This window comes from Xenorhabdus miraniensis (assembly GCF_002632615.1).
Map to the genome: position 1 here is coordinate 93,640 of NZ_NITZ01000001.1, position 24,730 is coordinate 118,369.

The 24,730-nt window shown below is 45.0% G+C and carries 21 protein-coding genes; 6 read left to right on the forward strand and 15 right to left on the reverse strand.

From position 1 onward, the window contains the following. Positions 1-77: 77 nt before the first annotated feature. Positions 78-1,649: an indolepyruvate oxidoreductase subunit beta family protein gene (locus tag Xmir_RS00395; protein WP_099112768.1), complete on the reverse strand. Its 1,572-nt coding sequence runs from the start codon at positions 1,647-1,649 to the stop codon at positions 78-80. 13 nt (positions 1,650-1,662) lie between these two features. After that, a complete protein-coding gene (locus Xmir_RS00400; protein WP_099112533.1) occupies positions 1,663-3,855 on the reverse strand; it encodes a thiamine pyrophosphate-dependent enzyme in 2,193 nt (730 codons plus the stop codon). Positions 3,856-4,428: 573 nt separating this feature from the next. Here Xmir_RS00400 and Xmir_RS00405 point away from each other — a divergent pair. Together Xmir_RS00405 and Xmir_RS00410 are read left to right on the forward strand one after the other, a co-directional pair. Continuing rightward, the gene (locus tag Xmir_RS00405; RefSeq protein ID WP_279627198.1) at positions 4,429-5,406 is read left to right on the forward strand and encodes an AraC family transcriptional regulator; all 978 of its coding nucleotides are present in this window, start codon (positions 4,429-4,431) and stop codon (positions 5,404-5,406) included. A gap of 396 nt (positions 5,407-5,802) precedes the next feature. Further along, positions 5,803-7,077, forward strand: coding sequence for a VWA domain-containing protein (locus Xmir_RS00410; protein WP_099112535.1), 1,275 nt, complete (start codon positions 5,803-5,805; stop codon positions 7,075-7,077). Between the two features lie 60 nt (positions 7,078-7,137). On the opposite strand, the gene Xmir_RS00415 is transcribed toward Xmir_RS00410, so the two are convergent. From Xmir_RS00415 to Xmir_RS00450, 8 genes are all read right to left on the reverse strand, one after another. Beyond that, positions 7,138-8,913: an ABC-F family ATP-binding cassette domain-containing protein gene (locus tag Xmir_RS00415; protein ID WP_099112536.1), complete on the reverse strand. Its 1,776-nt coding sequence runs from the start codon at positions 8,911-8,913 to the stop codon at positions 7,138-7,140. Between the two features lie 311 nt (positions 8,914-9,224). Next, positions 9,225-10,133 (reverse strand): SphA family protein, encoded by a 909-nt coding sequence (locus tag Xmir_RS00420; protein WP_099112537.1) that lies wholly within the window; start codon positions 10,131-10,133, stop codon positions 9,225-9,227. A 59-nt stretch (positions 10,134-10,192) separates the two neighbouring features. Continuing rightward, the gene (locus Xmir_RS00425) at positions 10,193-11,794 is read right to left on the reverse strand and encodes a phytoene desaturase family protein (protein WP_099112538.1); all 1,602 of its coding nucleotides are present in this window, start codon (positions 11,792-11,794) and stop codon (positions 10,193-10,195) included. Further along, positions 11,791-12,591: a cyclase family protein gene (locus Xmir_RS00430; protein WP_099112539.1), complete on the reverse strand. Its 801-nt coding sequence runs from the start codon at positions 12,589-12,591 to the stop codon at positions 11,791-11,793. Before Xmir_RS00430 ends, Xmir_RS00425 begins: the two co-directional genes overlap by 4 nt. A gap of 69 nt (positions 12,592-12,660) precedes the next feature. Beyond that, positions 12,661-13,209, reverse strand: coding sequence for a flavin reductase family protein (locus tag Xmir_RS00435; protein ID WP_099112540.1), 549 nt, complete (start codon positions 13,207-13,209; stop codon positions 12,661-12,663). 14 nt (positions 13,210-13,223) lie between these two features. Continuing rightward, complete coding sequence (locus Xmir_RS00440; protein WP_099112541.1) at positions 13,224-14,468, reverse strand: styrene monooxygenase/indole monooxygenase family protein; 1,245 nt, start codon at positions 14,466-14,468, stop codon at positions 13,224-13,226. A 141-nt stretch (positions 14,469-14,609) separates the two neighbouring features. Continuing rightward, positions 14,610-15,398 carry an SDR family oxidoreductase gene (locus tag Xmir_RS00445; protein ID WP_099112542.1) on the reverse strand — a complete coding sequence of 263 codons (789 nt, stop codon included), beginning with the start codon at positions 15,396-15,398 and terminating at the stop codon, positions 14,610-14,612. Positions 15,399-15,799: 401 nt separating this feature from the next. Further along, positions 15,800-16,372, reverse strand: coding sequence for an Ail/Lom family outer membrane beta-barrel protein (locus Xmir_RS00450; RefSeq protein WP_167385924.1), 573 nt, complete (start codon positions 16,370-16,372; stop codon positions 15,800-15,802). Positions 16,373-16,758: 386 nt separating this feature from the next. Between Xmir_RS00450 and Xmir_RS00455 the strand changes: the two genes are divergently transcribed. From Xmir_RS00455 to Xmir_RS00465, 3 genes are all read left to right on the forward strand, one after another. Beyond that, entirely contained in the window at positions 16,759-18,033 is a 1,275-nt protein-coding gene (locus Xmir_RS00455; RefSeq protein ID WP_099112544.1) for a bifunctional O-acetylhomoserine aminocarboxypropyltransferase/cysteine synthase, read from the forward strand. A gap of 240 nt (positions 18,034-18,273) precedes the next feature. Beyond that, positions 18,274-18,534 carry a type II toxin-antitoxin system Phd/YefM family antitoxin gene (locus tag Xmir_RS00460; RefSeq protein ID WP_244170820.1) on the forward strand — a complete coding sequence of 87 codons (261 nt, stop codon included), beginning with the start codon at positions 18,274-18,276 and terminating at the stop codon, positions 18,532-18,534. Beyond that, positions 18,531-18,785, forward strand: a complete 255-nt coding sequence (locus tag Xmir_RS00465) for a Txe/YoeB family addiction module toxin (RefSeq protein ID WP_099112546.1) — start codon at positions 18,531-18,533, stop codon at positions 18,783-18,785. Before Xmir_RS00460 ends, Xmir_RS00465 begins: the two co-directional genes overlap by 4 nt. Positions 18,786-18,917: 132 nt before the next feature. Here Xmir_RS00465 and Xmir_RS00470 read toward each other — a convergent pair whose 3' ends face one another. The 5 genes from Xmir_RS00470 to Xmir_RS00490 form a co-directional block, all read right to left on the reverse strand. After that, complete coding sequence (locus Xmir_RS00470; RefSeq protein WP_099112547.1) at positions 18,918-20,195, reverse strand: F390 synthetase-related protein; 1,278 nt, start codon at positions 20,193-20,195, stop codon at positions 18,918-18,920. Then, complete coding sequence (locus Xmir_RS00475) at positions 20,192-20,998, reverse strand: MBL fold metallo-hydrolase (RefSeq protein WP_099112548.1); 807 nt, start codon at positions 20,996-20,998, stop codon at positions 20,192-20,194. Before Xmir_RS00475 ends, Xmir_RS00470 begins: the two co-directional genes overlap by 4 nt. A 1-nt stretch (position 20,999) precedes the next feature. Continuing rightward, positions 21,000-22,010: an NAD-dependent epimerase/dehydratase family protein gene (locus tag Xmir_RS00480; RefSeq protein WP_099112549.1), complete on the reverse strand. Its 1,011-nt coding sequence runs from the start codon at positions 22,008-22,010 to the stop codon at positions 21,000-21,002. Beyond that, complete coding sequence (locus Xmir_RS00485; RefSeq protein WP_099112550.1) at positions 22,007-23,005, reverse strand: 3-oxoacyl-[acyl-carrier-protein] synthase III C-terminal domain-containing protein; 999 nt, start codon at positions 23,003-23,005, stop codon at positions 22,007-22,009. The genes Xmir_RS00480 and Xmir_RS00485 overlap by 4 nt, the downstream gene beginning before the upstream one ends. A 564-nt stretch (positions 23,006-23,569) precedes the next feature. Next, positions 23,570-23,833: a phosphatase PAP2 family protein gene (locus Xmir_RS00490; protein ID WP_099112551.1), complete on the reverse strand. Its 264-nt coding sequence runs from the start codon at positions 23,831-23,833 to the stop codon at positions 23,570-23,572. A gap of 9 nt (positions 23,834-23,842) precedes the next feature. Here Xmir_RS00490 and Xmir_RS00495 point away from each other — a divergent pair, with 9 nt between their 5' ends. Further along, on the forward strand, positions 23,843-24,715 hold the full coding sequence (locus tag Xmir_RS00495; protein ID WP_099112552.1) for a phosphorothioated DNA-binding restriction endonuclease: 873 nt from the start codon (positions 23,843-23,845) through the stop codon (positions 24,713-24,715). The last annotated feature ends 15 nt before the right edge of the window (positions 24,716-24,730 follow it).

Here is a 24,730-nt window from a genome sequence, read left to right on the forward strand (position 1 = left end):
TCCTTAATACCGTCATTTCAATAAACTGTGTTGTTTCAATGTGTTATTTCAATGTATTGTTTCAATATCGTACTGCTTTAATATAAAGAGAGTCGCTGTTGGCATTCGCGTAATTGGTTGCCATGTTCATCCGCCAACGCAGCTTCACGCAGTTGCCGCAAACTGGCAGAAGACAGGTGATTCAGATGATGATCAACAATGTCCATCAGGGTTTGGAAATTGCGCAGTCCGCGGATGTGGGTATCGCCATATCCTTTGATTAATCGCTGGCATTGTGCAATTTCCAAAGCCAGCCCCGGATCGCGTTTTGCTGTTACCACTATTCGCTGTAACCAGCTTTCAATGCGTTTTGTTTCATGCTGAAAACGCAGAGTATGACGGCGCATTCGACGCCAATTTGCCAACGTATAAAACAGCAGGTATCCGCAAATTGAACTCGTGGTAATCACACGGCCACGACTGAGTAATTTCGCCAGCATTCGCTTAACGAAATGGGAACGAGACAACCAGCGGCCAACGCTGGCAGGTAAGGTATCGCATACTTCTTCCACTCTGGGATGCAGAAATTCATTGATCTCAACCAGTTGATCGTCACGTGCCTTTACGTCCTTACGAACCCGCTCGAACCGACTGGCACGGATCTTCAGATCGGCCACCCGAATGGTATCTTCATAAGCCATCCACAGCGCCAAATGACGGGCGGTTTCGTGCAATAATTGTTCATCATGCCTGACTGCCTGATTGATCAAATGTCGCAACCGATCGAGATACAAACTGGCATAAGCCGGATCTTGATAATCCATCAAACGTCTGATCCCTTCGATCGCAATATCATGGATACAAGACGGCAATTCTTGCCGGATACGCAGCAACAAGTTACTCACGCTATTATTATGCTGTTGTATAGAAACCTGTTGATCAGACAGGTTGCGTTTGAAAACGCGCTGACAGGAAGAGTGTATTTTTTTGCGAATACCGGGATTTGATGCTTCTGACTGTACCCGGCTCATTCCCAATCTAAAGGCTTGTAGACTCGGTTTTGTTCCTACCCCCCCCTTGATGATCGCCTTCTCAAACTGGAGGCGATTAAACGGCAAATTTTCCGTACCACAGAGTGCGCCAAATAACACTGCACTGATTACGCTGCCGCTCTTCTCAGCCATCAGCGCCATATCAAAATGAATAAAACGCAAAGCTGCCTGACGGGATTGCTGGATCAACACTTCGCTATCCACACGTCCATCCCCCATTGCTGATTTTTCCTCTATTGAGTACACCCGATGGCTTGAAGCGATCAACGTCGTGCGATCCGGCGTCACAAAACCGCGTTGAACCGCACGTGCGGCTTCCATCAATTCAGAAGCCAGCACGATATCCACATCACCCGCCGTTGGCATCAGCGCCAGTACGGGAGCCGATACCTCAGGATCATCCGCGCCGGGAAACAGCTCGACATAGTAGATCGTTGCCCCGGTTCGCTGTGCTACGCCGGGTACTGAAGTTGTCTGAGCAAAATAGCCATTTTCTTCGCCCAAATTGACGATCCAATCAGCCAGTACGCCTCCCCCTTCTCCTCCCATCGCCAGAATCGCAATTTTGATCGGTTGAGCAAGCGGTACCTGATTAGATAAACCAGTGGATGATTTCATCTGCATAATCCCCCTAAAAATCATATTGCTTACGACGTTTAGCATCACGACGTTGCAAATAACCGATGATCCCTTTGCGAATACGATGAATCAGCCGCTCCCGGCGATTGGGATTGATAATGATCCGAGCCTTGAAGAAGGAGGGGCACAACACCGCCGCGTGGGAAACCTCACCGCACAACCCGCAACCCACACAACTATTCAAAACCGTCGCCACCGGATCGGTGCGCAGCGGATCTGGATTCGGTTTAATCGATAAGGAAGGACAGCCAGATAAGCGAATACAGGAGTGATCGCCGGTACAGGTATCAGGATCAATGCCAAAACGCTCCCGGACGATCCTTTTTCCCGCAGCAAGCGCACGCTTGACCTTTTTCTTCTCGCGGCGCTGCTTATTCAACATGCACTCACTCTGCGCAATCACGACTTTTGGCCCTTTTTCGCCCGTTGTCAGAGCATCACGTAAGGTATGAGTCATGGTTTTAAGATCATAAGTACGCTTGATCGTGCGCACCCATTTCACACCAACACCTTTGACGGCATTTTCAATTTCGTGGCCTGTACTGCGAATGGGATTCAATGCAGTTGAGGACAAAATATCCTGTCCGCCCGTCGCGGAGGTGTAGCTGTTGTCGACAATAATGGTGAGATTGTCACTGCGATTAAAAACACTATTGGCAATGCCGCTCGTCAGGCCATTGTGCCAAAACCCACCATCCCCCATCACCGAAATCACCCGTTTATGCTTTACCGGCGTATTCAACGCTGCTGCGCTTGCTGTCCCCAATCCATAGCCCATTGTGGTGTTGCCCAGATTAAAGGGAGGCAGAATGGCAAACAGATGACAACCAATATCAGCACTGACATGATGTGGCCCCAATTCCCGCTCTATCAGCTTCATCGCCGTAAAGATCGGGCGTTCCGGGCAGCCCGTGCAAAATCCGGGGGGGCGGGCATGAACGGCCTTTTCCAGTGAATCTTCCGATACCACATCTGTGCCATAAAGCTCATCATCAACCGATAAATTAACAGCAGGAATACGTACCTGACAGGCCGCCACCGGAACTTCGGTTTCAATCTTGCCGTAACGTTCAAGGAAAGCACGAAGCCCCGCCAACACCGTCGCCGTGTTGTACTCTCCCGCCATTGGCAACAAATCCTTGCCATGCAGCCGGGTAGTTATGTCATGCTGACACAAAATATTAGCCACATTCTGCTCCACAAAATTGGGCTGACCTTCTTCCAGCACCAAAATCGCCTGCTTACCGTGACAAAAGCGCTTAAACTCTTCATCGATCAGCGGATAAGCCACATTCATCACATACAGCGGGATTTGGCTCTTTCCGAAAACATCTGCCAGCCCAAGTAAGTTCAGGGCGCGGATCACGGTATTATAGCACCCACCTTGCAGAACAAGGCCAATATCCTGAGCATCTTCGGCAAAAAACTCATTCAATCCGTGCTGTTGAATAAAACGTACCGCAGCAGGCCAACGATCCTGCACTTTCTCTTTCTCATGCAAAAAACTGGCGGGCGGCAGAACAATGCGGCTGAGATCACGCGTCGGGTTTTCCAGTGCATCTTTGATCATAAAAGCTGGCGTACGGTTGTCTTCACAAACAAACCGGCCACGCATATGACAAGCACGAATGCGCATCTGCAACATCACTGGCGTATGGCTGGCTTCCGACAATGCAAACCCCATCTTCACAGCCTGCACAATTGAGGGGAGATTAGGGCGCGGATCGAGCAACCAGAGTTGAGATTTCATCGCAAAAGCATGGCTGCGCTCCTGCATGATAGAGGAACCCTCGCCATAATCTTCCCCGACAATAATCAACGCACCGCCAAGCACACCGCCCGATGCCAAATTCGCCAGCGCATCCGAGGCAACATTCGTACCAACAGTGGCCTTAAACGTAACAGCCCCCCGCATTGGATAGTTAACGGAGGCCGCAAGGGTCGCAGCCGCAGTCGCTTCACTGGCACTGTTTTCAAAACGAATGCCATACTCAGACAGAATATCCTGCGCATCTGCCAGTACATCCATCAGATGGGAAATCGGCGCTCCCTGATAGCCCGCCACATAGGCAACACCCGATTCCAGTAGTGCTTTTGTCACGGCAAGTATGCCTTCGCCGCTGAAAACTTCGCCCTGTCCCAGACGTAATTTTTTCACTTCTTCGACAAATGATCGCTCAGCCATATTCACCTCACATATTCACCTCATCGTGTTTTTCTGCCTTACGTCTTTTTCGCTATGTCTTCTATGTAATTCGGATGTCAGTTAATGGTCAATACATGATTTGTCATGTACTTGTGATTTATGCAGTGATTGGATAAAGCTCGCAGCAAAACGGAAAAATTATCCATAAACGCAGGCAAAAGCGGGATGGTCAGAGGAAATAACCGTCGCTAATAATAAATTACAGTCGATAACGATAAGGTCGATAACGATAAATAGTGTCATTCATAAATATATTCACAATCATATATATTTCATTTAAGTAAAATGTGGATACTGTGAGTAGAAACAATCAGTTTGTTATTTATTTTATTACTTTTAACCATTCGATAAATATCCCGAATCATCGCAACCGAAACATCACAACGGAGAATAAACACATTATTGGCGGGGTATCTCACACAATCATAATAATCATGTTATTGACTGGAGGTATCTGAAATGACGGGCAGCTCGTGGCCTCACGGTTATTCTGAATCTAAAAGCGCTGAATCAAGATATGCAGATTCAAAATGCTCAGATCCCAAATATGCGGTGTCAAAAATTGAGTCACACCTCAATTCCCCAAAACATTTGCTTTTTTCATCTAATGATCTTGATGAAGTCAAATCTATGGTTGGAAGAGTCATGCAGCCCCATCAGTTGAAGATACTGGGTCACAGCCAAAAACTGAATGCCAGAATGCACTACATTCCACTTGGGGATCTTTCTATAAGCCGGCTGCGTTACAGTGCCAACGTTGAAATCAATCCGGGAGAACTGGACAACTTCTTTCTTGTCCAGATGCCGCTGACGGGTTGTGCCTGCATTGAAAGTGGCGAACAACACTTGGATTCAACACCGAATATTGCTTCTGTTCTTAGCCCCAACCAACAGACGTCTATGCGCTGGAGTACTGACAACGACCAGTTTATGGTCCGAATTTCCCGCTCTCTGCTGGAGAGAACCCTTGTCGGGCAATTGGGGCATCCGCTGGATCAACCGCTGATATTTGAACTGGGTTTTGAGTGGCAACGCTGTCAGGCATGGCGCTGTCTGATGCCTTATCTTCTGGAATGTACCACCCAAGTGCCCGATATTTTGCAACACAAACTGATTACCAGCCAAATCGAGCAATTGCTTTCCGTGACATTGCTATCCACACATCAACATAATTACAGTGAATCTTCGGCGAATCGTCGGTGTACCATTCGTCCACGACATGTACGTAAGGTACAGGAATATTTACAGGCTCATGCCCACGAACCCATTACGGTAGAACAGCTCGCCCAAATAGCCGGAGTCAGCCTGCGCAGCCTCTACGCCGGCTTCAAAGAATTTCTGGACATCAGCCCGATGCAATATTTACGCAACTTACGCATGGAGCATGTCCGCACAGAACTACTGGCGGGAGAAGCCAGCAGCGTTACAGGAATTGCTCTGCGTTGGGGATTCGCCCATATGGGACGCTTTAGTGCAGAATATAAAGCCCGCTATGGAGAAACACCGAGCGAGAGCCTGAAACGTGAGTGAAGATGGCTATTTTCCGCTTAATACCGAACCAAAAGTTTCAGCAAAATATATTTCCACCAAATGTATAACAAGAGAATTTAATTCAGACTTTCTTGCTGGAGGAAAAAACAAATAGATAGATGAAATAAGATTTAATATTAAACACAAAGAAGAAAATAAATATGAGACGCTGGTTCCCAATAAATAATAATAGGGGAATTTATAGTTTTTTTTCTGGCAATATCAGGAACTGAGATAAAAATATCAAGATTTCCGTTAAGGAATGCAACTATAGCAGCAACACAAGACGTTTTCTGTTATCATTCATAAGAAAATTTTATAATGAAATAAAAACCATTAACGTGACAAAAAACACCCGCCAGAAACATTGACTACATATTTAAAAGGATATCAGGTATGAATCTTCAGGCAGGACAAAATATCGTTTTATCTCAAACCTCTCTTCGGCTTACTCTCTCTTACCCAACAACACCTTCTTTTCGTAGTGAAGTAGATGCCTCTGCTTTTCTATTGAATGCCAATGGAAAAGTCAGGGGAGATAGTGATTTCTACTTTTACAATAATCGTGCAGCCGCAGATAACAGTCTGGTTTTAGAGACATCTCACCAGAGCAGTATTATCGCTGTAGACCTGACAAAAATAGCGGCTGATGTGAATAAAATTGCTATCACATTGGTGATCGACGGCCCGGATTCTGTCGCCAATCTTCAACAGTTGAAATTTGAAGCGCAATGTCTTGAAACGCAACGTGTTGAAGCAAAAAATATGGCAGACTTCACCATTTCAACTGCGGGCAGAACGGAAAAGGCCATGATTATTGCAGAGATTTATCGGCATTCCGGCAACTGGAAGCTTCGGGCTCTTGGGCAAGGTTTCAATGGCGGGCTGGAGCCTCTGGCGGTGAATTTTGGTGTGGATATAGAGCAACCCGCTTCTTCAAATCCACCTCCCGTCCCGACTATCAGCCTTGAGAAAAAGCTACAGGATAAAGCACCGCGCCTTGTAAACCTTGCCAAGAATGCCACTGTCAGCCTGAATAAGCACAAGCTGCAATCGGTCAAGGCGCGTGTTGCTTTTGTTCTTGACGCATCAGGATCAATGCACTCTGAATTCAAAAAGGGACATGTGCAGGCGGTTCTGGATCGTATTGCGGTATTGGCGGTGCAGTTTGATGATGACGGTTCGATGGATGTCTGGGGATTTGCTGCGAAACACAAGAAATACCAGGACGTCACCCTTGATAACCTTGATGGCTATATTCATACCATACAGACCGCGATAAAAGGCTCCAGATGGGAAATTCTTCCCGGCCTCGGCGGTACAAACAATGAACCGCCAGTGATGGAAGAGGTTATCGACTTTTTTAAAGACAGTGACCTGCCTGTCTATGTCGTATTTATTACGGATGGAGGGATCAGTAAAACCCGTCAAATTAAGGATGCCATTCGACGTTCAGCGAATTATCCTATTTTTTGGAAGTTTGTTGGTTTGGGGGGTTCAAGTTACGGGATACTGAAAGATCTCGATAACTTTACCGATCGTCGTCTGGATAACACCCATTTCTTCGAGATCGACAATTTTGCAACGGTAAAAGAAGATGTGCTGTACGACTTGTTGTTGGAAGAGTTTAGAGATTGGTACGACGCCGCTATTGCTGAACGTATTCTGTAGTTATGAATAATATGAGTGCCCCAAATAAGGGGCACATAGTTTATAGCTCACCTTGGGTATTTATCCCAAAATTTCATAAAGCCTCTCAATTTCCTTTTTCCATATATCCTGACTTTTCGGCTTCTGATGCTTCGGTTTCCGCGCCAAATCCTCTGCCAGATTTTTCTCTAATATCACAATGCGTTGAAGAATGTCCTCTTCATTCGCGAATACCTCTGGCTCATTATGAGTGATTTCCTTAGCCTTAATCTCTTCTTTTTGATAGGTAATCACTTTTTCATTCAGGAACTGATAATATCCATCACTGGACGTCACTTCTTCCAGTTTGCCATTTTTTATCAGCAAAAAGCGATTGGCGGTGTTGTCGATAAATGCCCGATCGTGCGAGGTAATTAATAGAGTCATATCGTTATTAATTAACTCACTTTCCAATTCCATTTTGCCGAAAATATCCAAGTGGTTGGTGGGTTCGTCGAGAATCAAGAAATTGTGTTTATTTAATTTCAATATTAAAAACATCAGCCTTGAACGTTCACCACCGCTCAATCTTCCTACTAATTTAGTAAAATCCGCATATTCAAACCCTGCCGAAATTAATTGTTGTTTACAGGTGATATCATCAATTTTCGGTGCATTATTTCTTACCACATCAAATATCGGTTCATTCAATGGGATTTTTTCCAATTCCTGATCGAGATAGCCCATATTACATTGCGGTGAGAAAGTAATATTTTCGGTATCATAGGCTGAATTATCCAACCTGCCATCATGTGCACTTCTCGCCTTTTTATAAGCTTCAACCAGAGAATGAATCAGGGTGGATTTCCCCACTCCGTTATCACCTAACAGCGCGATTCTATCTCCCGGACGAATATACAAGCCATTGATGGAAAATAACGGGTTAAACTCTCCATTTTTTTGATAGCCAATCCACTTTTCCCCAATTTGCAGCATATGTCTGGATTTGATCAGATCGGCATCCAGCGATAGTCGATAAGTTTCCCCTTCGGTTATTTTCGTTTTGCCTTGTTCAAGTTTTTCAACCCGTTTTTCCATCGATTTGGCTTTTCTGGTGAATTTAGGGTTATCGTAAATTTTTCCCCACTGCGCCAAACGTTTTGCACTTTCCTGTATGCGGCGAATATTCTTTTCTTCTGCTTTTAAGCGCAAAGCATCCGCTTCATCTCTTTCCTGTAAAGCAGAAAATGCCTGACTAAACGGCAGGGAAAAAGCAGCGAGTTGTTGATCACGCAAAAAAATCGTCTGGTTGGTGACGTTATCCAAAAAGTTTCGGTCGTGGGAAACAATAATAAAGGCACTTTTCAGGCTGTTATTAAAGAAGTCCTCGAAGAATTTCAAGGTATTTGAGTCCAGGTGGTTACTGGGTTCGTCAAATAAAATAATATCCGGTTCCACAACCGCACTCATGGCAAACATCAGTTTCGTCTTTTGTCCACCACTGAGATCAGCCACTTTAGTCGTAAAATCAGCATCCTGAAAACCAAAACCATGCAGTATGGATACCGCCTTATAGTCACCATATTCATCAACTTGTTTGACTTTTTGAGAAATAGACTCAAGTAAGGTCATTTCAAGTAATGCCTCGTCGATAAACTGAGAAACCATTTCCAGCCTCAAGCCATTGGCGTATTCAATCAGTCCATCATCCGGTTTTTCAATGCCCGCCAATAGTTTCAGTAAATGCGTTTTTCCCGTACCGTTATAGCCAACTAATGCAATCCTGTCGTTTTCTTTGATGGTTATGGAAAGATTGTTAAATAATGGCTTGGCATTAATGCTAAATTTGACCTTATTACAATGAATCAGCGTTGACATTTATTATGTCCCCATCGTAAAAATCTTCATTAATCTTAGAGTGATACTTTTTTAAACAAAACTTATATATTCAAAGGAAAATGAGGTCAAGTTATTATCTGATAATAGAGAAAATAGTAACAATATATTAAGTACCTAATTGTGATTATTGGAATTGTTAACTAACTGATAAAAATAAACGCTACTCATATTAATGAATAGCGTTCTTATTTCTTTCCATATTATCTTGTCACCCTATATGAATGGGTATTTTTAGCCCTTTAACTTTAATCCGTAAAAAAGTGCTATACCACGATAAAAATAAACTCATATTAAAATGGAATCGCCGCTTTTAAGAAAAATTGCGAACCCGCCGGGCGGTTATTCACTGCAAGGTCTTTTTGCCATTTCAGCGCGATCAGCCAACCTTTCGCATTGGCATAACGGATAGAAGGACCAAAACCAAACGCGCTTGCTTTACCTTGTGCTGAATTTGGCCCGCTGTCGTTGGTGATTTGCTGGAAAACATAACCTCCCACTCCTGCCACCAGCCCATTGCCAAATCCCCAACCCAACGCATAATCTGCATGGATCGCCTGACCAGAAGTGGTTTTGGTCTCTTTATTGCTGGAATTGACGTCATACATCACTTTCAAATCGGCATTAATGCCATTAGCAGGAAAATAACTCACTGCCCAGACAGGCCGAATCGTCCAGTAATTTTTTCCCAAGCTGGAAGGATCATTGCGATCATAGTGACCTGTTGGTATGTTGACATCCAACCCAATGACATAGCCTAAATCAGGAGCGGGATGATAGCCCAAGGCAGGACCAAAGGTGATATCTCCTATTCCTTTGCTGTTGTTGTGTTTGCCAGCAGCGTCTGTGGTCACATCCAGTAACGGTACGATGGTATGGTAGGCCAGTTGACCTCCCAAAACCTGTCTTCCCGTCACCCAAACCAATCTGGGTGCCAGAAGATTCACATTCACTTTGAAACCCGGTACCGGGATCAAAGCACCGTTATTTCCCCTAAGCTTTTTGTAGTGAATATTGCCACCATAAAACAGCGCATAAATACCCGGAGGCGGTAAAGCACCAGCCAAATAATTATCCAAGCCATCAGGATAAGTACCCACACCACCACCTTCTGCCGCCATGACCGAAGTGCTTATCAGTGATAAAGATAAAGTCAGTGATAAAGCCGCTGTACAAACAAGATCTCTAAGTTTTATCGCCATACAACTCTCCTCTCTGTAAGAGATGAATCCATAATGAGTAAATTGAGTGGCTAATTTGCTCAGCGCCGCGCAAGCCGGCGGGCAACAAGATAGCCGGAAATCCCGCTTAATCCGGGGCCGGGATGCGTTGAAGCCCCGATGTGAAAAACATTACTGACAGGAGTTTGATGCGCCTTTGCGCCCTGTGAAGCAGCAAACGGACGCAGACAGAAAAATTGGTCGGGTGAACAAATACCGGAATAGGGATCACCACCTACCAAGTTACAGTTCAATGCCTGCAAATCCATTGGAGAGTAGGATTTACGCCCCACAATGGAGGATGAAAAACCGGGCATCACCGTTTCCAAACGGGCCTGCACGCGATCCGCAACCGCTTCGCGAACGGCTGTATTCCATCTGCCATCTGCGGGAATTGGAATCTCGCCCAAAACATCGCCTTTCAAGTGTGTCGGCAATTCCTGCATTTGAATCCACAAAATCCAACCGCCGTTTGGAGCACGAGAAGGATCAAGGACCGTTGGCTGCCCTATACTCAATGTAGGATGGCTCGGCAAATAACCGTTATTCGCCTGTGCCACGGACAGACAGACCTGTTCCATGTTCTCCGTCAGATGGATAAGCGGCACATGGCGTAATTCCGGCTCACACCACGGCGGCGGCGCATTCAAGGCAAAGTGGATCTGCATTCCTCCCCGCCCATAACGATAGTTCCGCGCCCGTTGCAGAACAGTTTCAGGCATGTTATCCAACAGATGACCATAAAGCTGTTGAGGGGTCACATTGCAAACCACCGTTTCACTTGCGTGATAAACGTTTCCCTCGACTATCACGCCAGAGGCATAACACTTTTTCCCTCTTTTGTGGGTGATGATGCGATCAACGTGAGCATGGGTAATAAGTTGACCGCCATGCTGCTCAATGATCGCCTTAAGTGCTTCCACAATGCGAATACTGCCCCCTTTCACCACAGGCATGCCTCCCGCAACCACCGCAGCGAAAGTAAGCTTGCCAATCAGGGCTGAGCCGGCATCATCCGGCCCCAGCCCCGTATGCAGTACCCACGGTGCAATCAAAGCGCGGCTGAAATCGGACTGTAATTCACGCTCAGCCCAACGCCGGAAAGTTTCCAGCGAGTTGCCAGCAAACGCTGCCAGCCCATCAATGCCACGTTTCCGCCACTCTGAGAACAGCAATTTCAGCATGCCCAAACCATAAGGATTCTGCCCCAACAGGCCAAAGACCAGTGCTGCATCATCATGGAGGATTTGCTGTGCCATGCGATTTAATGCCACACCATCTCCCATCGAAATTTCATCAAGCCGCAAGGCAGCAGCCAGAACATCCCGTTTCAAGGCAATTCCCTTGCCATTCGGTTGCACCAATCCGGTTGAATAATCACTTTGTATAAATTCCAGACCCGCCTTTTCCAAAGCGGGCTTGAGCACTTGATAAGCAGGGCTGCTCAAAAACAGCGGATACCAGCAAGAGAGCACATCGTGGACATAACCGGGGAAAAGTTCTTCTGTGCGAATGCAGCCCCCCAGTACTGCATTCCGTTCCAGTACCAGGACGGATTTACCCCAGAGTGCCAACAAAGCCGCACAAACCAGAGAATTTATCCCACTGCCAACGATAATCACTTGTGGCTTTGATACTGTCATGACTCTCCTCCATCAAGGGATTCGACCAGAGCCAGAACACGCAGCGGGCTTCCCGAACCCCCTTCAATTTTGAGAGGAGCGGCAATAATGACTGCGCCCGTGGGTGGCAGAAAATCGAGATTTTTCAGGCACTGCAAGCCGTATTTATTCGCCCCGTGCATCAAGGTATGGCAAGGATAAGCCACCGGCCAGGCGTAGGATTGTCCGGCATCTGTATTGATGGTTTCGACCCCGAATCCCCTGATATCACGCTCATGGATCAACCACTCTACAGCCTCCTGGCTCGGCCCCGGCGTGTGAGCGCCGTCATCGTGCATATTGAGGAAACGAATGGGATCATCTGCCCGCTTAGACCAATCCGTTCTGAACAGTAACCATGCACCCGCAGGAATACGCCCGTACCGCCCTTCCCAAGACTGTAAGAACTCAACCGTCAGTAGCCAGTCGGGGTTTTGTGCCACTTGCCTGCTGGCATCCACTACCACCGCTGGTGCAACAAAGTTGTGCAAGGGAATAGTATCGACCGTGTTATCGGGATGATCTTTACCGCTGATCCAATGTACCGGGGCATCAAAATGCGTGCCTGTATGTTCACCACAACTGAAATTGTTCCAATACCAGGCCGGGCCATTCTCGTCATAGTGAGAAATACGCTCTGACTTGAATGACCAGACTTGCCCGAACTGTTCAGGTAACTGTAAGGCCGGAAAATGAGGGGTCAATGTTTGGGTGAGGTCGATAATCTTCACATTCCCCTGATTTAATGCAGTGACAAACGCACGTAATGGACTTTTCATTAATAATGTTCTCCTGAATGTTTTCCCAACAAAAGAACGTACTGACAAAAAACAACAGAATGATTTTTTTCATATTTCTCGAACATCATGCAGTACAGTAAACATACCGCTATGAAAAACCAGTGGCTTACCTTCAATGCTGGCAATACGCTTCACGTGACCAATCATCAGCAAATGATCACCCAAATGCGTTTGTTGATGATTGGCACAAACCAAGGTCGCTATCGCTCCTCCAATCGAGGGAACGCCTTCCGGTGTTTCCTGTACGGGAATATCCCGAAATTTGTTTTCAACCCTCGGGTTGGCAAAACGCAAAGCCAACTCTTGATGCTCACATCCAAGAATGCTGATCGTGAAATATTCACAATCACGGAAGACGGGCAGATTGGGGGAGTGATTGACCAGACTCCAGAGTACCAGCGGTGGCTCTAATGAAAGTGAAGCAAATGAGTTGATGGTCAATCCCACATTGCGCCCGCCAGCAGTACGTGTCGCAACAATGGCAACGCCTGTTGGATAATGACCCAAAAGTGCGCGCAACGCCCTTGCTTCAAATTCAGTTGCCCCCCATTCGGTATCAGGCAACGGTATCTGACTGCTCAGAATATTCAAAGTCATGACAAGTTCCCCGCTCAAGCTCTGGTTTTTTCAACCATCTGTGAATGAATGTATTCTTCGCAGGCGTGACTGTCTTTCCACCACGGGAACAACACGGGAGGATGATCGAAAGCATTGGCAAGCGTGCTGGCAAGTGCCGGCAATTGTTGGGCTGCTGCCAATAAATGTAAAATATGTGGCTCTGGCGGAATAAGCAGGCTATTTGTCCATTCCACAACATGATGACCATATTTCCAGAACTGTTCGAAGGTGTCGTTCATCCATTCTGCCGTAAAGGGTTTGTCACCGTGGGCAAGAATGGCTTCGTAATATACCTTGCAGGCTTTGGTTGCATTATTGGAGCCTTGTCCGGTCAGTGGATCGTTTGTGACGACCGCATCCCCCAATCCAAAAACCTGACGACCAGAAGGCAGTGTTAATACCGGCTTGCGCACCACTGGCGCAAAGCACCCCGCCAGAGTACCATTTTCATCGGTAAGCTCCACCTGCTGACAACGCTCAGCTTCCCACGGCATAAAAGTCTTGAGGATTTGCTTGCTGTAGGCCAGATGCTCTTGTGGTGTTCTGACCTCTCGCCAGCCATCCATTACCCCTCCGGGAATGCCTTCAAACACCATGATGTCACAGGGACCATTCAGCGTCAGGGCAGGAAAAACAAAATATTCTCCCACCCCCGGAATCAGGTTAAAAGAAACACGGGAATATTCAGGCGTTGGCAGCATGCCATTGACATAAGTTAATGCCAGTGCGCGTTGGGGGGCATCAAAAGGAGAACGTGAAGCGTCACGCTCCAGTAATTTCACAATATCTCCCTTGCCTCCCGCCAGAATAACCAGCTCATGGCGGGCAGCCAACTGTTCCAGTTCAATGATCCCCACGTCGTTGATTTCCAGATTACCGCCACGGGCAGCGAACTGTTCTATCCAGAATGGCATCTTGATACGTTGATCGACCGCTTGCGCGTATTTGTCCAGCCGGGCACTCCATGCAATCGCCTTCTCATCAGGAATTTCAGGGTGGGGAACGGTAAAACCGATGCCTTCAACGGGCGGGCACTGCTTTTCCCACTGATTCAATCCTAAATCACGTTCAAATTGTAAAGAGGAATCGAACATACACTGACTCGACATGACCCGACCATTGCGAACATCATCGGGAGTGCGATTGGTAACAACCGTCACCTGATAGCCCTTGTTCAGCAGACCAAGGGCCAAAGGCAGTCCAGCTTGACCACCTCCTACGATAGCTATACGGCGCATAATATTTTCCTCTTTCATTTTTTTCGGATTTCGGAACTAAAGTTATTTCGTCCCGCGATACCAATTGTCCGGAACGCCTATTCCGCCCAGCTATTCCGTCCAGCTATTCCGTCCACTACTCCGCCCAACTACTCCGTTAAACTATTCCGCTAAACGTGGAATGGCAGGTTTTGCCTGCTCCGGCCCCATTGCTGAATAGCCACCATCAACGGCGTAATCCGCCCCTGTCACAAAGCTGGCTGAATCAGACAGAAGGAAGGCTACGACTTGAGCGATTTCTTCGGGATCGCCCACACGGCCAAGCAAGTGATAATCGGCGGCAACAGCATCGGTTTTCTGGCGATTGCCCTGAGTCAGCTCATCCATGACTCGTGACCACGTCCAACCCGGTGAGACGGAATTAACACGGATGCGATCGGCGGCATAATCCATTGCCATGTTGCGGGTGACTTGTAATAAAGTGGCTTTTGAAGCGGGATATAACCAACGACCAGTCTGGGCAATAGAGGAGGAGATACTGGTGAAATTAACAATGGCTCCACCACCTGCGGCAATAAGGTAAGGACGCACAAACTGAGCTGCCCTGACAGCACTGACCACATTGGTATTCAAGGCCGTCAGCCATGTTTCACGGTCGGCATTGGCGCCGCCATCCAGATAAGTTGCGGCAAGATTGACGAGATAATCCAGACGGTCGTAATAAGCAACGACTTCATGTACTCCCTGGGAGAGTTGTTTGTCATCAGTAATATCCACATGCCAGAAACGGATGGATTCGGGTTGGAGGCTGGCGGCATTTTTCCCGCCTTCCTGATCAATATCAAAAATCGCGACCTTAATCCCATATTCACTCAATACCTTGGCAACGGCTGTACCTATTTTGGTGGCTCCACCAGTGACAATAGCGACTTTATCGTTTAAGCCCTTCATGAGTGCTCCCCTTTTGCCGTATATGCCCACCATGACTTTTACCCATAATCAATCATTACTCTGGGCTTAATGGTGGGCGAATACGTAATGCGATATGTAATTAGGGAGTCATCATTACGTGAAATATAAAGGTTCAAATAGCCGCTATATGCAGAAAAGATCCATTCAGTGCAGGTATGTCATGAATATTTTAAAAAGGAGAAAATTCAGAAAAAGAGTGAGTTTATTATCTTGTAATAGCCAGAAATGGTTTAACCAGCCTCCAAATCAGATAGGCTTTTTCTCTAAAAAAATACATAAAACATATTAATTCACCCCATGAAAATAAGGCGCATTCAACAATATTGAAAAGCGCCTTGTTTTTGTGTGTGCCTGAATTATTTTTTAGCCAAGACTGTTACTTAAAACCGATATCCTACACCGATATTAAACCCATTGATGTTATGACGTACATCATGATCTTTTATTGATGATCCTTCGTAGCCAGCATAAAGGCTGAGGTTTTGAATTGGGTTAACCTCTACGCCGGCACTATAGGCCAGATTGGTCGATTTTCTATTCAACTCTCCGCTATCATGATGATCTTGTTTGCCTCCTTTCTTAACAAAGTTAAAAGTTGCATCAACTTTTGAATGCGAAAAGCCCAATAAACCATATACACTCACATAATCATTAATACGATAAGCAGGCCCTGCCATAAATGAATAATATTTTATGTCAATATTAAATTTTTCAACAAAATTACTCTCAGCGTAGTAACCATCTCTATCACCCTTCATATAGGTGAATGAACCAACAATGCTGACAGGAGAATCCGTCTCATAACGGTAGTGAAGGTTCACCCCACGAATATTCTTAAAATTTTGAACCTTACTTTGTGCGTAACCTACAGCAACAGTATTAGAATCCGCATAAGCCAATGAACCATACATAAAACCGGATACGGCTAAAGTCGCAATAAACGCTTTTTTCATCATCATAATTAATAATTACCCTTCATGTTTATTAACTATTTAAAGTATAGATAGTTTTTGCGGGATGCTTAGATAAAATGCGATAAACTTGAAAAAATAGAATTATTGACGATGGAGAGTAATCATTACCTATAGAAATTACACCTTCAAAAAACAAGTGAACTTTTGTTTTAAACAGATATCAAACTGATATCTAAACATTTATTTTTGATATTGATCCATTACATTATTTTTTTGTAAATTAGATACAATTTTTATTCCAGTTTAATAAGTTAATAATAATATTCAACATTATCATTCTATTTATGTTTTCAAAATAAAATCACTTTCTTAGTACCTGTAATATCAAAATAATTTCACCCTGCAATTCACTAAAGGAAATGAGAATGAAATTAGAAACGCTATCCATCCATGCCGGTTACTCACCTGATCCCACCACCAAATCCGTTGCTGTTCCAATTTATCAAACAACTTCCTACGCCTTTGATGATTCCCAACATGGCGCTGACCTGTTTGATTTGAAAGTTGAAGGCAACATTTACACCCGCATCATGAATCCGACCAATGATGTACTGGAAAAACGTGTCGCCGCTTTAGAAGGAGGAATTGGGGCGCTTGCGGTTGCTTCTGGCATGGCGGCAATCACCTACGCTATCCAGACGATTGCCAGTCTGGGAGATAACATTGTCTCCGTAGCGAAATTGTATGGTGGAACTTATAACCTGATGGCGCACAATTTCCCACGTATGGGGATCGAAACACGTTTCGTTGATCATAACGATCTCACAACCATTGAAGCGATGATTGACGAAAAAACCAAAGCGGTCTTTTGCGAATCTATCACCAACCCAAGCGGGAATATCGTTGATATCCAGGCATTGGCAGACATTGCCCATCGGCACGGAGTTCCTCTTATTGTCGATAATACTGTCGCAACACCTTATTTATGCCGCCCGTTTGAACATGGCGCAGATATCATTATCCACTCCCTGACCAAATATATCGGAGGCCACGGAACCTCTATCGGCGGAATGATTGTCGATTCAGGCAAGTTCCCTTGGGCAGAGCATCAAGATCGCTTTGCGATTTTAAATACTCCGGATCCGTCATACCACGGAATAAACTATACCGAACATTTTGGAGCCGCAGCTTTTATCGCTCGCTGTCGTGTCGGGCAACTGCGTAGCACTGGCGCAGCATTATCTCCTTTTAATGCTTTCTTGATCTTACAGGGCCTTGAAACATTGGCTCTTCGTATGGAACGCCATACTGAAAATGCCCTGACAATTGCGCAGTATCTGGAACAACATCCTCAAGTTTCTTGGGTTAAATATGCGGGCTTGCCGTCACATCCTGAACATGATTTGGCTATCCGTTATATGAATGGGAAGCCTGCTGCCATTCTATCCTTCGGCATCAAAGGCGGGGAAAAAGCAGGTGTACGCTTTATTGATGCCCTGCAACTGATCGTACGTTTGGTCAATATTGGTGATGCCAAATCACTGGCTTGTCATCCAGCATCCACCACTCACCGTCAATTGAATGACGAAGAAATGGAAAAAGCAGGGGTGTCTCGCGATCTGATTCGCCTATCTATCGGCATCGAACACAGCGATGACATTATTGCCGATCTTGCACAAGCTCTGGATGCAGCAAAATAATTTTCAATATTATTTATTGATTTAATAATAAATCATCGATATCAATATTTATTGATATCGATGAAATAATAAAAATGATGACACTCATCATAAAAAATTATCAGGAAACCAATATTTATTATTGATAAGTTAATTACCCATGAAAATTAGGGTTGTAAAGGAAACAATTTGTTCAAATATTACACTTGAGTACTTATTATTGTACATGTACAATAATAAGTACGTAAGCATTATGAGGTAATGACCATGAATGTTATGAGCTATTCAGCATTTCGAACTCATTTAGCCAGTACCCTAGATAAAGTGAACGATGATCATCAACCCATCATGATCACTCGTCAGAATGGTAAGCCAGCGGTTGTACTCAGTTTGGAAGATTTTCGAGCTTATGAAGAGACTGCCTATTTGATGGCAAGCCCTAAAAATGCAGCTCGCTTAAACCAAGCCATTGCAGAAGTGGAAAGCGCTAAAACCCTCGAAAAAGGCTTGCTGGAAGAATGATTCTATCTTGGGCAGAAACTGCATGGGAAGATTATCTTTACTGGCAACAAACCGATAAAAAAACCCTAAAACGCATTAATATTCTTATTAGGGATATCGCACGGCAGCCCTTTGATGGTCTGGGTGCTCCAGAGCCCTTAAAGCACAGCTGGTCAGGATACTGGTCCAGGCGGATTGATCGCGAGCATCGTCTAGTTTACAAGGTTACAGACACCGCAATAGTTATTGTGCAATGTCGCTATCACTATTAATTTTATACGCCGAAATTTTCCCATCCGAATCTCCAAAATAAAAACGCGCAATCGACTACCTCCGGTACGATTGCGCTGTGACAGGCAAGCAGTCTATTCCAAGCCTATTTAAATAGTCTCCCCTGCCCCCAGCTATCCCTTTTTCCTGATAATCCGACGGCGTTTATTAAACAGATCCGGCGATATTGCCTGTGACACACACTGCCATTCAATTTTATCTACATTGACGCCCTGTTTGGCGAAATAGTCCGTCAAGGCGGACCGGCATTGTTGAAGGATCGCCATATCACAATCCCCTTCCAAGTTTAGTAATAAATCCGTCTGTGTCAGCCGATAATCACTCGTCAGCGGTAAAGTATTGGCAATAATCCGCGAACAAGGATCGGCAAAAATACTCACATTTCCGCCATTATGTGCTGGCAAAATCAACTGATCATCGCTGCGACCTTCAATGCGCTCTATCGCTAATGCCGGATTGCCACAAGGGCACGGGGTTTTCTTCGCCACCAAAATATCGTCAAGCTGATAACGCACAATAGGTTGAGTTTCCCGCGTAAAATCCGTGATGATCGGATTAAAACGTGATTCATCGATCCATTTCGGCTCAACATGAAGAAATTCTTCGTTAAGATGCAGCGTTCCCTGTGGGCAAGTACACGCCAGAAAACCTTCCGTTGCCTGATAAACTTCGCCCACTTCCCGAAATACATTCTCTAATAATTGACGATCTTGTGGTTCCAACACTTCTGCCGCCGAAATCACTTTCGTTGGCGATAATGACACCTCTCTTTGCTGGATCTTCAATGCCAGCGCCCGCAAAACCTGAGCGGGTGCAACAACAATAGTAGGCTGGTATTCCACCAGCGCTTGCACCTGCTGATTAAAGTCAGCGAACAAATCAAAAAAACGGAAAGATATCCAACGATTCTGCACACTATCGTAAAGGTTATTTCCCGCCCGTAAAAACAGTGCGACGCGTTCGCCGTGAAATAAACCGTTTGGCAGCATCTTGGCAAGCATCGTTCCCGCCCAAATGCTCCGTTCTTTAGGGCTGATAACAAAAATACCCCGCTGTCCTGACGTCCCTGACGACATTCCGACACTGAATTTACCGACTGTCGGCTTAAAGTCACGTGATTGTTCACTCAACCGTGCGCATTCCAACAGTTCATCACGCTTGAGACCCGCCGTATTCATCTGGTCAAAGTTCTCCATCATGATGGCTTTATTCATCAGCGGATATGCCGCCAACGGTAAATTGCCATACGAGGCAAAATAGGGGCTTTTCGTCAGTACATTGCGCCGAAATGCCGCTAATTCTCTCGATTGATGCTGTTCAAGCTGCTGGCGGCTGGAAAATTTCCACAGTTTTCTGGCACGCCAATAGTACCAAAGCGTTTTAAGTATCATTCCAAATCTCCCTCATGACATAGCTGGATAGGAACCTGCTTTTGGTCAATCTGGTGCAGCTTATTTAACGTCTCATAATAGGCGCGGCTATCATCCATAATGATATTCGCCAACCGTGCCGGCCCACGCAATTCACGATAGTTACTCGGTGACCATGCCGCATCGCCCGCCAACACGATCCAGCCTTGTTCAGTCAATACACAGAGGCCCAGATGCCCCGCCGCATGACCGGGCAGTGGTACAATAAGCATCTGTTTTTGGCTATCTGGCACAGCATACCCTTCACCCAATACCGCCAATTCTTCTGGCAACGGACACGCTTCAAACCCTTCATAAAAACTGACTCTGGATTCAAAATTCTCAGGAATTAATCCCCGTACAAACGCCCTTTTCAGCGCAGCGATACCCCGTAAATTGCGTGTTTGCTGCCAGCCTTCTCCCGAACAGATAAATTTGGACTGAGGAAAATCCCGCAATCCAGCAATATGGTCACCATGAAAATGAGAAATGATGATGCCATCAATATCATGGGGTTGAATGCCTTCCTCTTTCAGTTGCATCACCAACGAATCTTTGGTGTCAAAATAGACTGGCGTGACAGTGCGATAAAACCGAATAACCCCACTGCGGGTATGATCGTAAAAATGGCTGGCATATCCGGTATCAAGCAGCCAGCGCTTGTCATGGCACTCCAACAACCATGCGCGGGCAGGAAATTTACATACGCGAAGACTTGCACCTTTTAGCGCCATACAGCCGGGATGGGTACAATATCCCACTTCAAAAACACGCATCTTAACCATCTTAACCCGCCTGCTTGTCTATCTGTTTCAACCAATTGGCTGTTAAATGAATGCCTTCCTCCATGGTATAAACCGGTTCATAGCCCAGTTCTTCCCGTGCTTTTGAATTATCCAGCGTCATAGAGTAATAGGCCGCACCAATACCATAACGCGTCAATAACGGCTCTTTCCGGGTGAGCATCGCAATACCTTCCAACACCGCCGCAAACCCATACAAAAGTGAATAAGGCAATGATTTAATCCGATAACCAAACTTCATCTCGTCAAATAACTGCCCTAATGTTTTTGCCAATGGCTGTGGCTGTTGATTGGTAATGTTATATATCGCCCCACTTTGCAATCCTTCCCGATGCGTCGCCAATGACATCGCATGGACGACATTCATGACATAAGTGAGATCCAGAGCATTCTTCCCGCCCGCAGGCAAGACCATGACTCCCTTGCTGGCCTTAACTTGTGCCATCAAGCGTGGTAACAATACTCTGTCATGCGGGCCAAATAACCCACGAGGACGCAGAATAATATACGTAGTCTCAGGATAACGGCGCATCAGCCGGAGTACACATTCCTCAGCCAAGAATTTCGTTCGGGCATAATCATTTGCGAAACGCTGGCTACGTTGATTTTCAGTTATGTGCTGTTGGTGCGAGAAATTGAAATATACGGCAGGGGTGGAAATATGAACAAACCGCCGGATACCACATATTCCCGCTGCTTGTGCCAATATAGACGTTGCGGTCAAATTGATGCGGTCAAATTCATCAGGATCGCCCCAGGGAGAGGATTTAGCGGCACAATGCCAGACCGCATCACAATCTGCCATCAACTCAATGGCCTCATCCACGGTTAAGGTTTCCAATTCAGCACAGCGAAATTCCGCACCCAACTGGGTTAATACCCCTCCCGCCCGCTGATCACGTCCGGTTGCCACAACTGACTCCCCATGTGATAACAGGTAATCAACGGCATTACGCCCTAAGCCACTTGTTGCACCAGTTACAAGAATTTTCATGGTTTCAGAATCATCTCACTGAGTGAAAGCCCGGCCGCCGTACCAAGCAACATCACATAATCACGACCATAATAGCGATCCGTCATAATGGCTTCGTGCAACGCAGTGGGAATCGATGCCGCGACCTGATTGCCACGATAACGATAGATATTCACAAATCTCTCATCTTTGATATTCAGCCGCTTACGGATATGTTCCAATCCCAAATGACTGGCTTGATGGGGGATCACGGTATCAATATCGGACATCTTAAGGTCAGCACTCGCCAGTACGCGCTCTGTAAAACCTTCAATTAATGAAGCGGTCAGTTTAAACAATGGCCGCCCCTGCATCTGGAACAGAAAATCCTTATCTTCCATACCCGTACGGAGATTTTTACGGGTTCCTCCAGCGCGAATTTCACATAACTCAAGGCCTTCTGGATAAGTTTCATGTTTATAAGTCACAATCCCGCTTTTTCCATCCCCTCTTTCAACGATCATACAAGCCGCGCCATCACCAAAAATCAATGAGGATTCTTGATGTGACCAATCAATACCACGGGAAGCCATCTCCGCAGAAACAATTGCAATACGTCGATACTGTTTGGTTGCCAATAACCCTGCTGCAATATCCAAAGCGGAAACAAAACTAACGCAGCTTGCATTAATATCAAAACAGGCGGTTCCTGCCTTTAATTGACTCTCTTTCAAAATATGCGCGGCAGAATAAGGTAAAGCCTGAATGGGTATTGCGGAAGCTGAAATCAATAAATCAATCGAATCCGGCGAAATTTGGTATGTTTGTAAAGTATTATGCAATGCCTCTACCGCTAATTTGGCCGGAGAGGCTTCATAATCAGAATGATAACGATATTCAATTCCCGAATGCTTTTGTACAAATCCAGTCGGTTTATTTAATTTCAGATCTAAATCGGATGAATACACCTTATGCTCAGGCAAAGCAGTTCCAGAGGCAATGATCTTTAATGGGATCAATTCGTTTGAGTTTTTCATTTTTTTATTACTTCCGAATGTTAATTTTTTGTTTAAATATATTGTCAGAATATGAAATGAATTCTGAGTATAGGGCTTAAATCAATTTAGTATTTATCAGATAGCTGATTAAACAGGAAGTAGATATTTATGATACATCACATTACTAAATTGAAATATAGATTACAGATACATGAAAAATAAAAAGTTTTATCAATTAACCATTTCAATGCCATAAACTTTTTTTAATAAAAAAATGTATTATGAGATTTAATCATCGTGTTTGTTGTGTTTATGTAACGTAAAAATTAATATTATCTTACAAATAAACTTACTTGATTTAATCATTAAAAATAGTCATTTTTGTTTTTATTTCATAAATAAATTACTTATATATAGGCATGATATAAATACTGTACAAGTATTAATCCAATTCTTTTACTTGCTCTTAAACAAAAGAAAATAATCAATTCACCAGCACATATATCTTTTGAAAATAAAAACATCCAGTTTAATCCTCTGAATTAATAGCAGACTATTTAGAGGAATAATCCACTAAATAAAATGCTATTTTCTTTCTTATTCCTATTTTCCCATATCCCATTTTCTGCTGCTCTTACAATCAGAACGCGCGACAGCCGCCTGTAAGATTAGCTGGCACAATGCGCCAATAACAATTGCCGTCAATACCCCCGATATAAGATCAATAAATAAATGCCGCCGTAACTGAATGATGGAAAAACCGATCAACACACCATGACATAACTCACGACAAAAAACACCCAAACCAACACCTTGCCCTCTCTCACTTTTGCGAGCATGATCGCAATACCTTTCTTCATTAATCAAACAGCTTACATGCCTACAATCAAAGAACTACAAGTTGCAATCTCAAACCTTTCTATATGGCGTAAAGGGGATCAACGTGCACCACATAAGCCATTATTGTTGTTGTACGTGCTCTCTCAATATCAGAAAGGCCATGAACAACTGTTTGATTATGGGGAGGAGATCCACCGGCCATTACTGGAATTACTCAATAACTTTGGTCCAAGACGTAAAAGCCACGATCCTTCCTTACCCTTCTGGCGATTACGCGGCGATGGATTTTGGGAATTGCAGAATGCCGAGCTTTGCACACCACAAAATGGCAGCAGGCAACCGCCAAGACGTGAGCTAATTGAGTTCGGTGTTAAGGCCGGTTTCGACCAATCAAGCTATAAGTTATTGCGCAGTAAACCCGCTACCATCGATAAATTGGCACAACAAATCCTCAGTGAACATTTCCCTGACAGCATACAGGAACTGCTCGCCAATCAATTGGATTTCTCTTTAAGTGATATCCGTAAAAAACGTGATCCGCATTTTCGCCGGCAAATATTACGCGCCTATAACTACGAGTGTGCTATATGTGGTTACAACCTGCGGCATGACAGTACTCCCGTTGGGCTGGAGGCGGCACATATCAAATGGAAACAACACGGTGGGCCGTGTACCGTAAATAACGGGCTGGCCTTATGTTCACTGCACCATTCCGCATTTGATATGGGTTCAATCAGTATTGACAATAATATGAATTTACTGGTTTCAGAAAGTATTAATGGCGGCCGAATGGTTAAGCAGCTTTTTTGGAGTTTTGCAAAACAACCTATATTACTTCCCCAAAATAAAAACTATTATCCGTTGGAAAATTTCATCACCTGGCATCGTAATCAGGTTTTTAAAGAATAACCTGAAAATATATAA

Excerpts from the sequence above, each read along its gene's own strand:
- Xmir_RS00450 (WP_167385924.1), bottom strand. The coding sequence starts at position 16,372 with ATGAAAAAAGCGTTTATTGCGACTTTAGCCGTATCCGGTTTTATGTAT.
- Xmir_RS00395 (WP_099112768.1), bottom strand. The coding sequence starts at position 1,649 with ATGAAATCATCCACTGGTTTATCTAATCAGGTACCGCTTGCTCAACCG.
- Xmir_RS00460 (WP_244170820.1), top strand. The coding sequence starts at position 18,274 with ATGACCATGAATGTTATGAGCTATTCAGCATTTCGAACTCATTTAGCC.
- Xmir_RS00400 (WP_099112533.1), bottom strand. The coding sequence starts at position 3,855 with ATGGCTGAGCGATCATTTGTCGAAGAAGTGAAAAAATTACGTCTGGGA.
- Xmir_RS00420 (WP_099112537.1), bottom strand. The coding sequence starts at position 10,133 with ATGGCGATAAAACTTAGAGATCTTGTTTGTACAGCGGCTTTATCACTG.
- Xmir_RS00440 (WP_099112541.1), bottom strand. The coding sequence starts at position 14,468 with ATGCGCCGTATAGCTATCGTAGGAGGTGGTCAAGCTGGACTGCCTTTG.
- Xmir_RS00410 (WP_099112535.1), top strand. The coding sequence starts at position 5,803 with ATGAATCTTCAGGCAGGACAAAATATCGTTTTATCTCAAACCTCTCTT.
- Xmir_RS00465 (WP_099112546.1), top strand. The coding sequence starts at position 18,531 with ATGATTCTATCTTGGGCAGAAACTGCATGGGAAGATTATCTTTACTGG.
- Xmir_RS00435 (WP_099112540.1), bottom strand. The coding sequence starts at position 13,209 with ATGACTTTGAATATTCTGAGCAGTCAGATACCGTTGCCTGATACCGAA.
- Xmir_RS00415 (WP_099112536.1), bottom strand. The coding sequence starts at position 8,913 with ATGTCAACGCTGATTCATTGTAATAAGGTCAAATTTAGCATTAATGCC.
- Xmir_RS00445 (WP_099112542.1), bottom strand. The coding sequence starts at position 15,398 with ATGAAGGGCTTAAACGATAAAGTCGCTATTGTCACTGGTGGAGCCACC.
- Xmir_RS00480 (WP_099112549.1), bottom strand. The coding sequence starts at position 22,010 with ATGAAAATTCTTGTAACTGGTGCAACAAGTGGCTTAGGGCGTAATGCC.
- Xmir_RS00470 (WP_099112547.1), bottom strand. The coding sequence starts at position 20,195 with ATGATACTTAAAACGCTTTGGTACTATTGGCGTGCCAGAAAACTGTGG.
- Xmir_RS00485 (WP_099112550.1), bottom strand. The coding sequence starts at position 23,005 with ATGAAAAACTCAAACGAATTGATCCCATTAAAGATCATTGCCTCTGGA.
- Xmir_RS00495 (WP_099112552.1), top strand. The coding sequence starts at position 23,843 with ATGCCTACAATCAAAGAACTACAAGTTGCAATCTCAAACCTTTCTATA.
- Xmir_RS00425 (WP_099112538.1), bottom strand. The coding sequence starts at position 11,794 with ATGACAGTATCAAAGCCACAAGTGATTATCGTTGGCAGTGGGATAAAT.
- Xmir_RS00430 (WP_099112539.1), bottom strand. The coding sequence starts at position 12,591 with ATGAAAAGTCCATTACGTGCGTTTGTCACTGCATTAAATCAGGGGAAT.
- Xmir_RS00475 (WP_099112548.1), bottom strand. The coding sequence starts at position 20,998 with ATGGTTAAGATGCGTGTTTTTGAAGTGGGATATTGTACCCATCCCGGC.
- Xmir_RS00455 (WP_099112544.1), top strand. The coding sequence starts at position 16,759 with ATGAAATTAGAAACGCTATCCATCCATGCCGGTTACTCACCTGATCCC.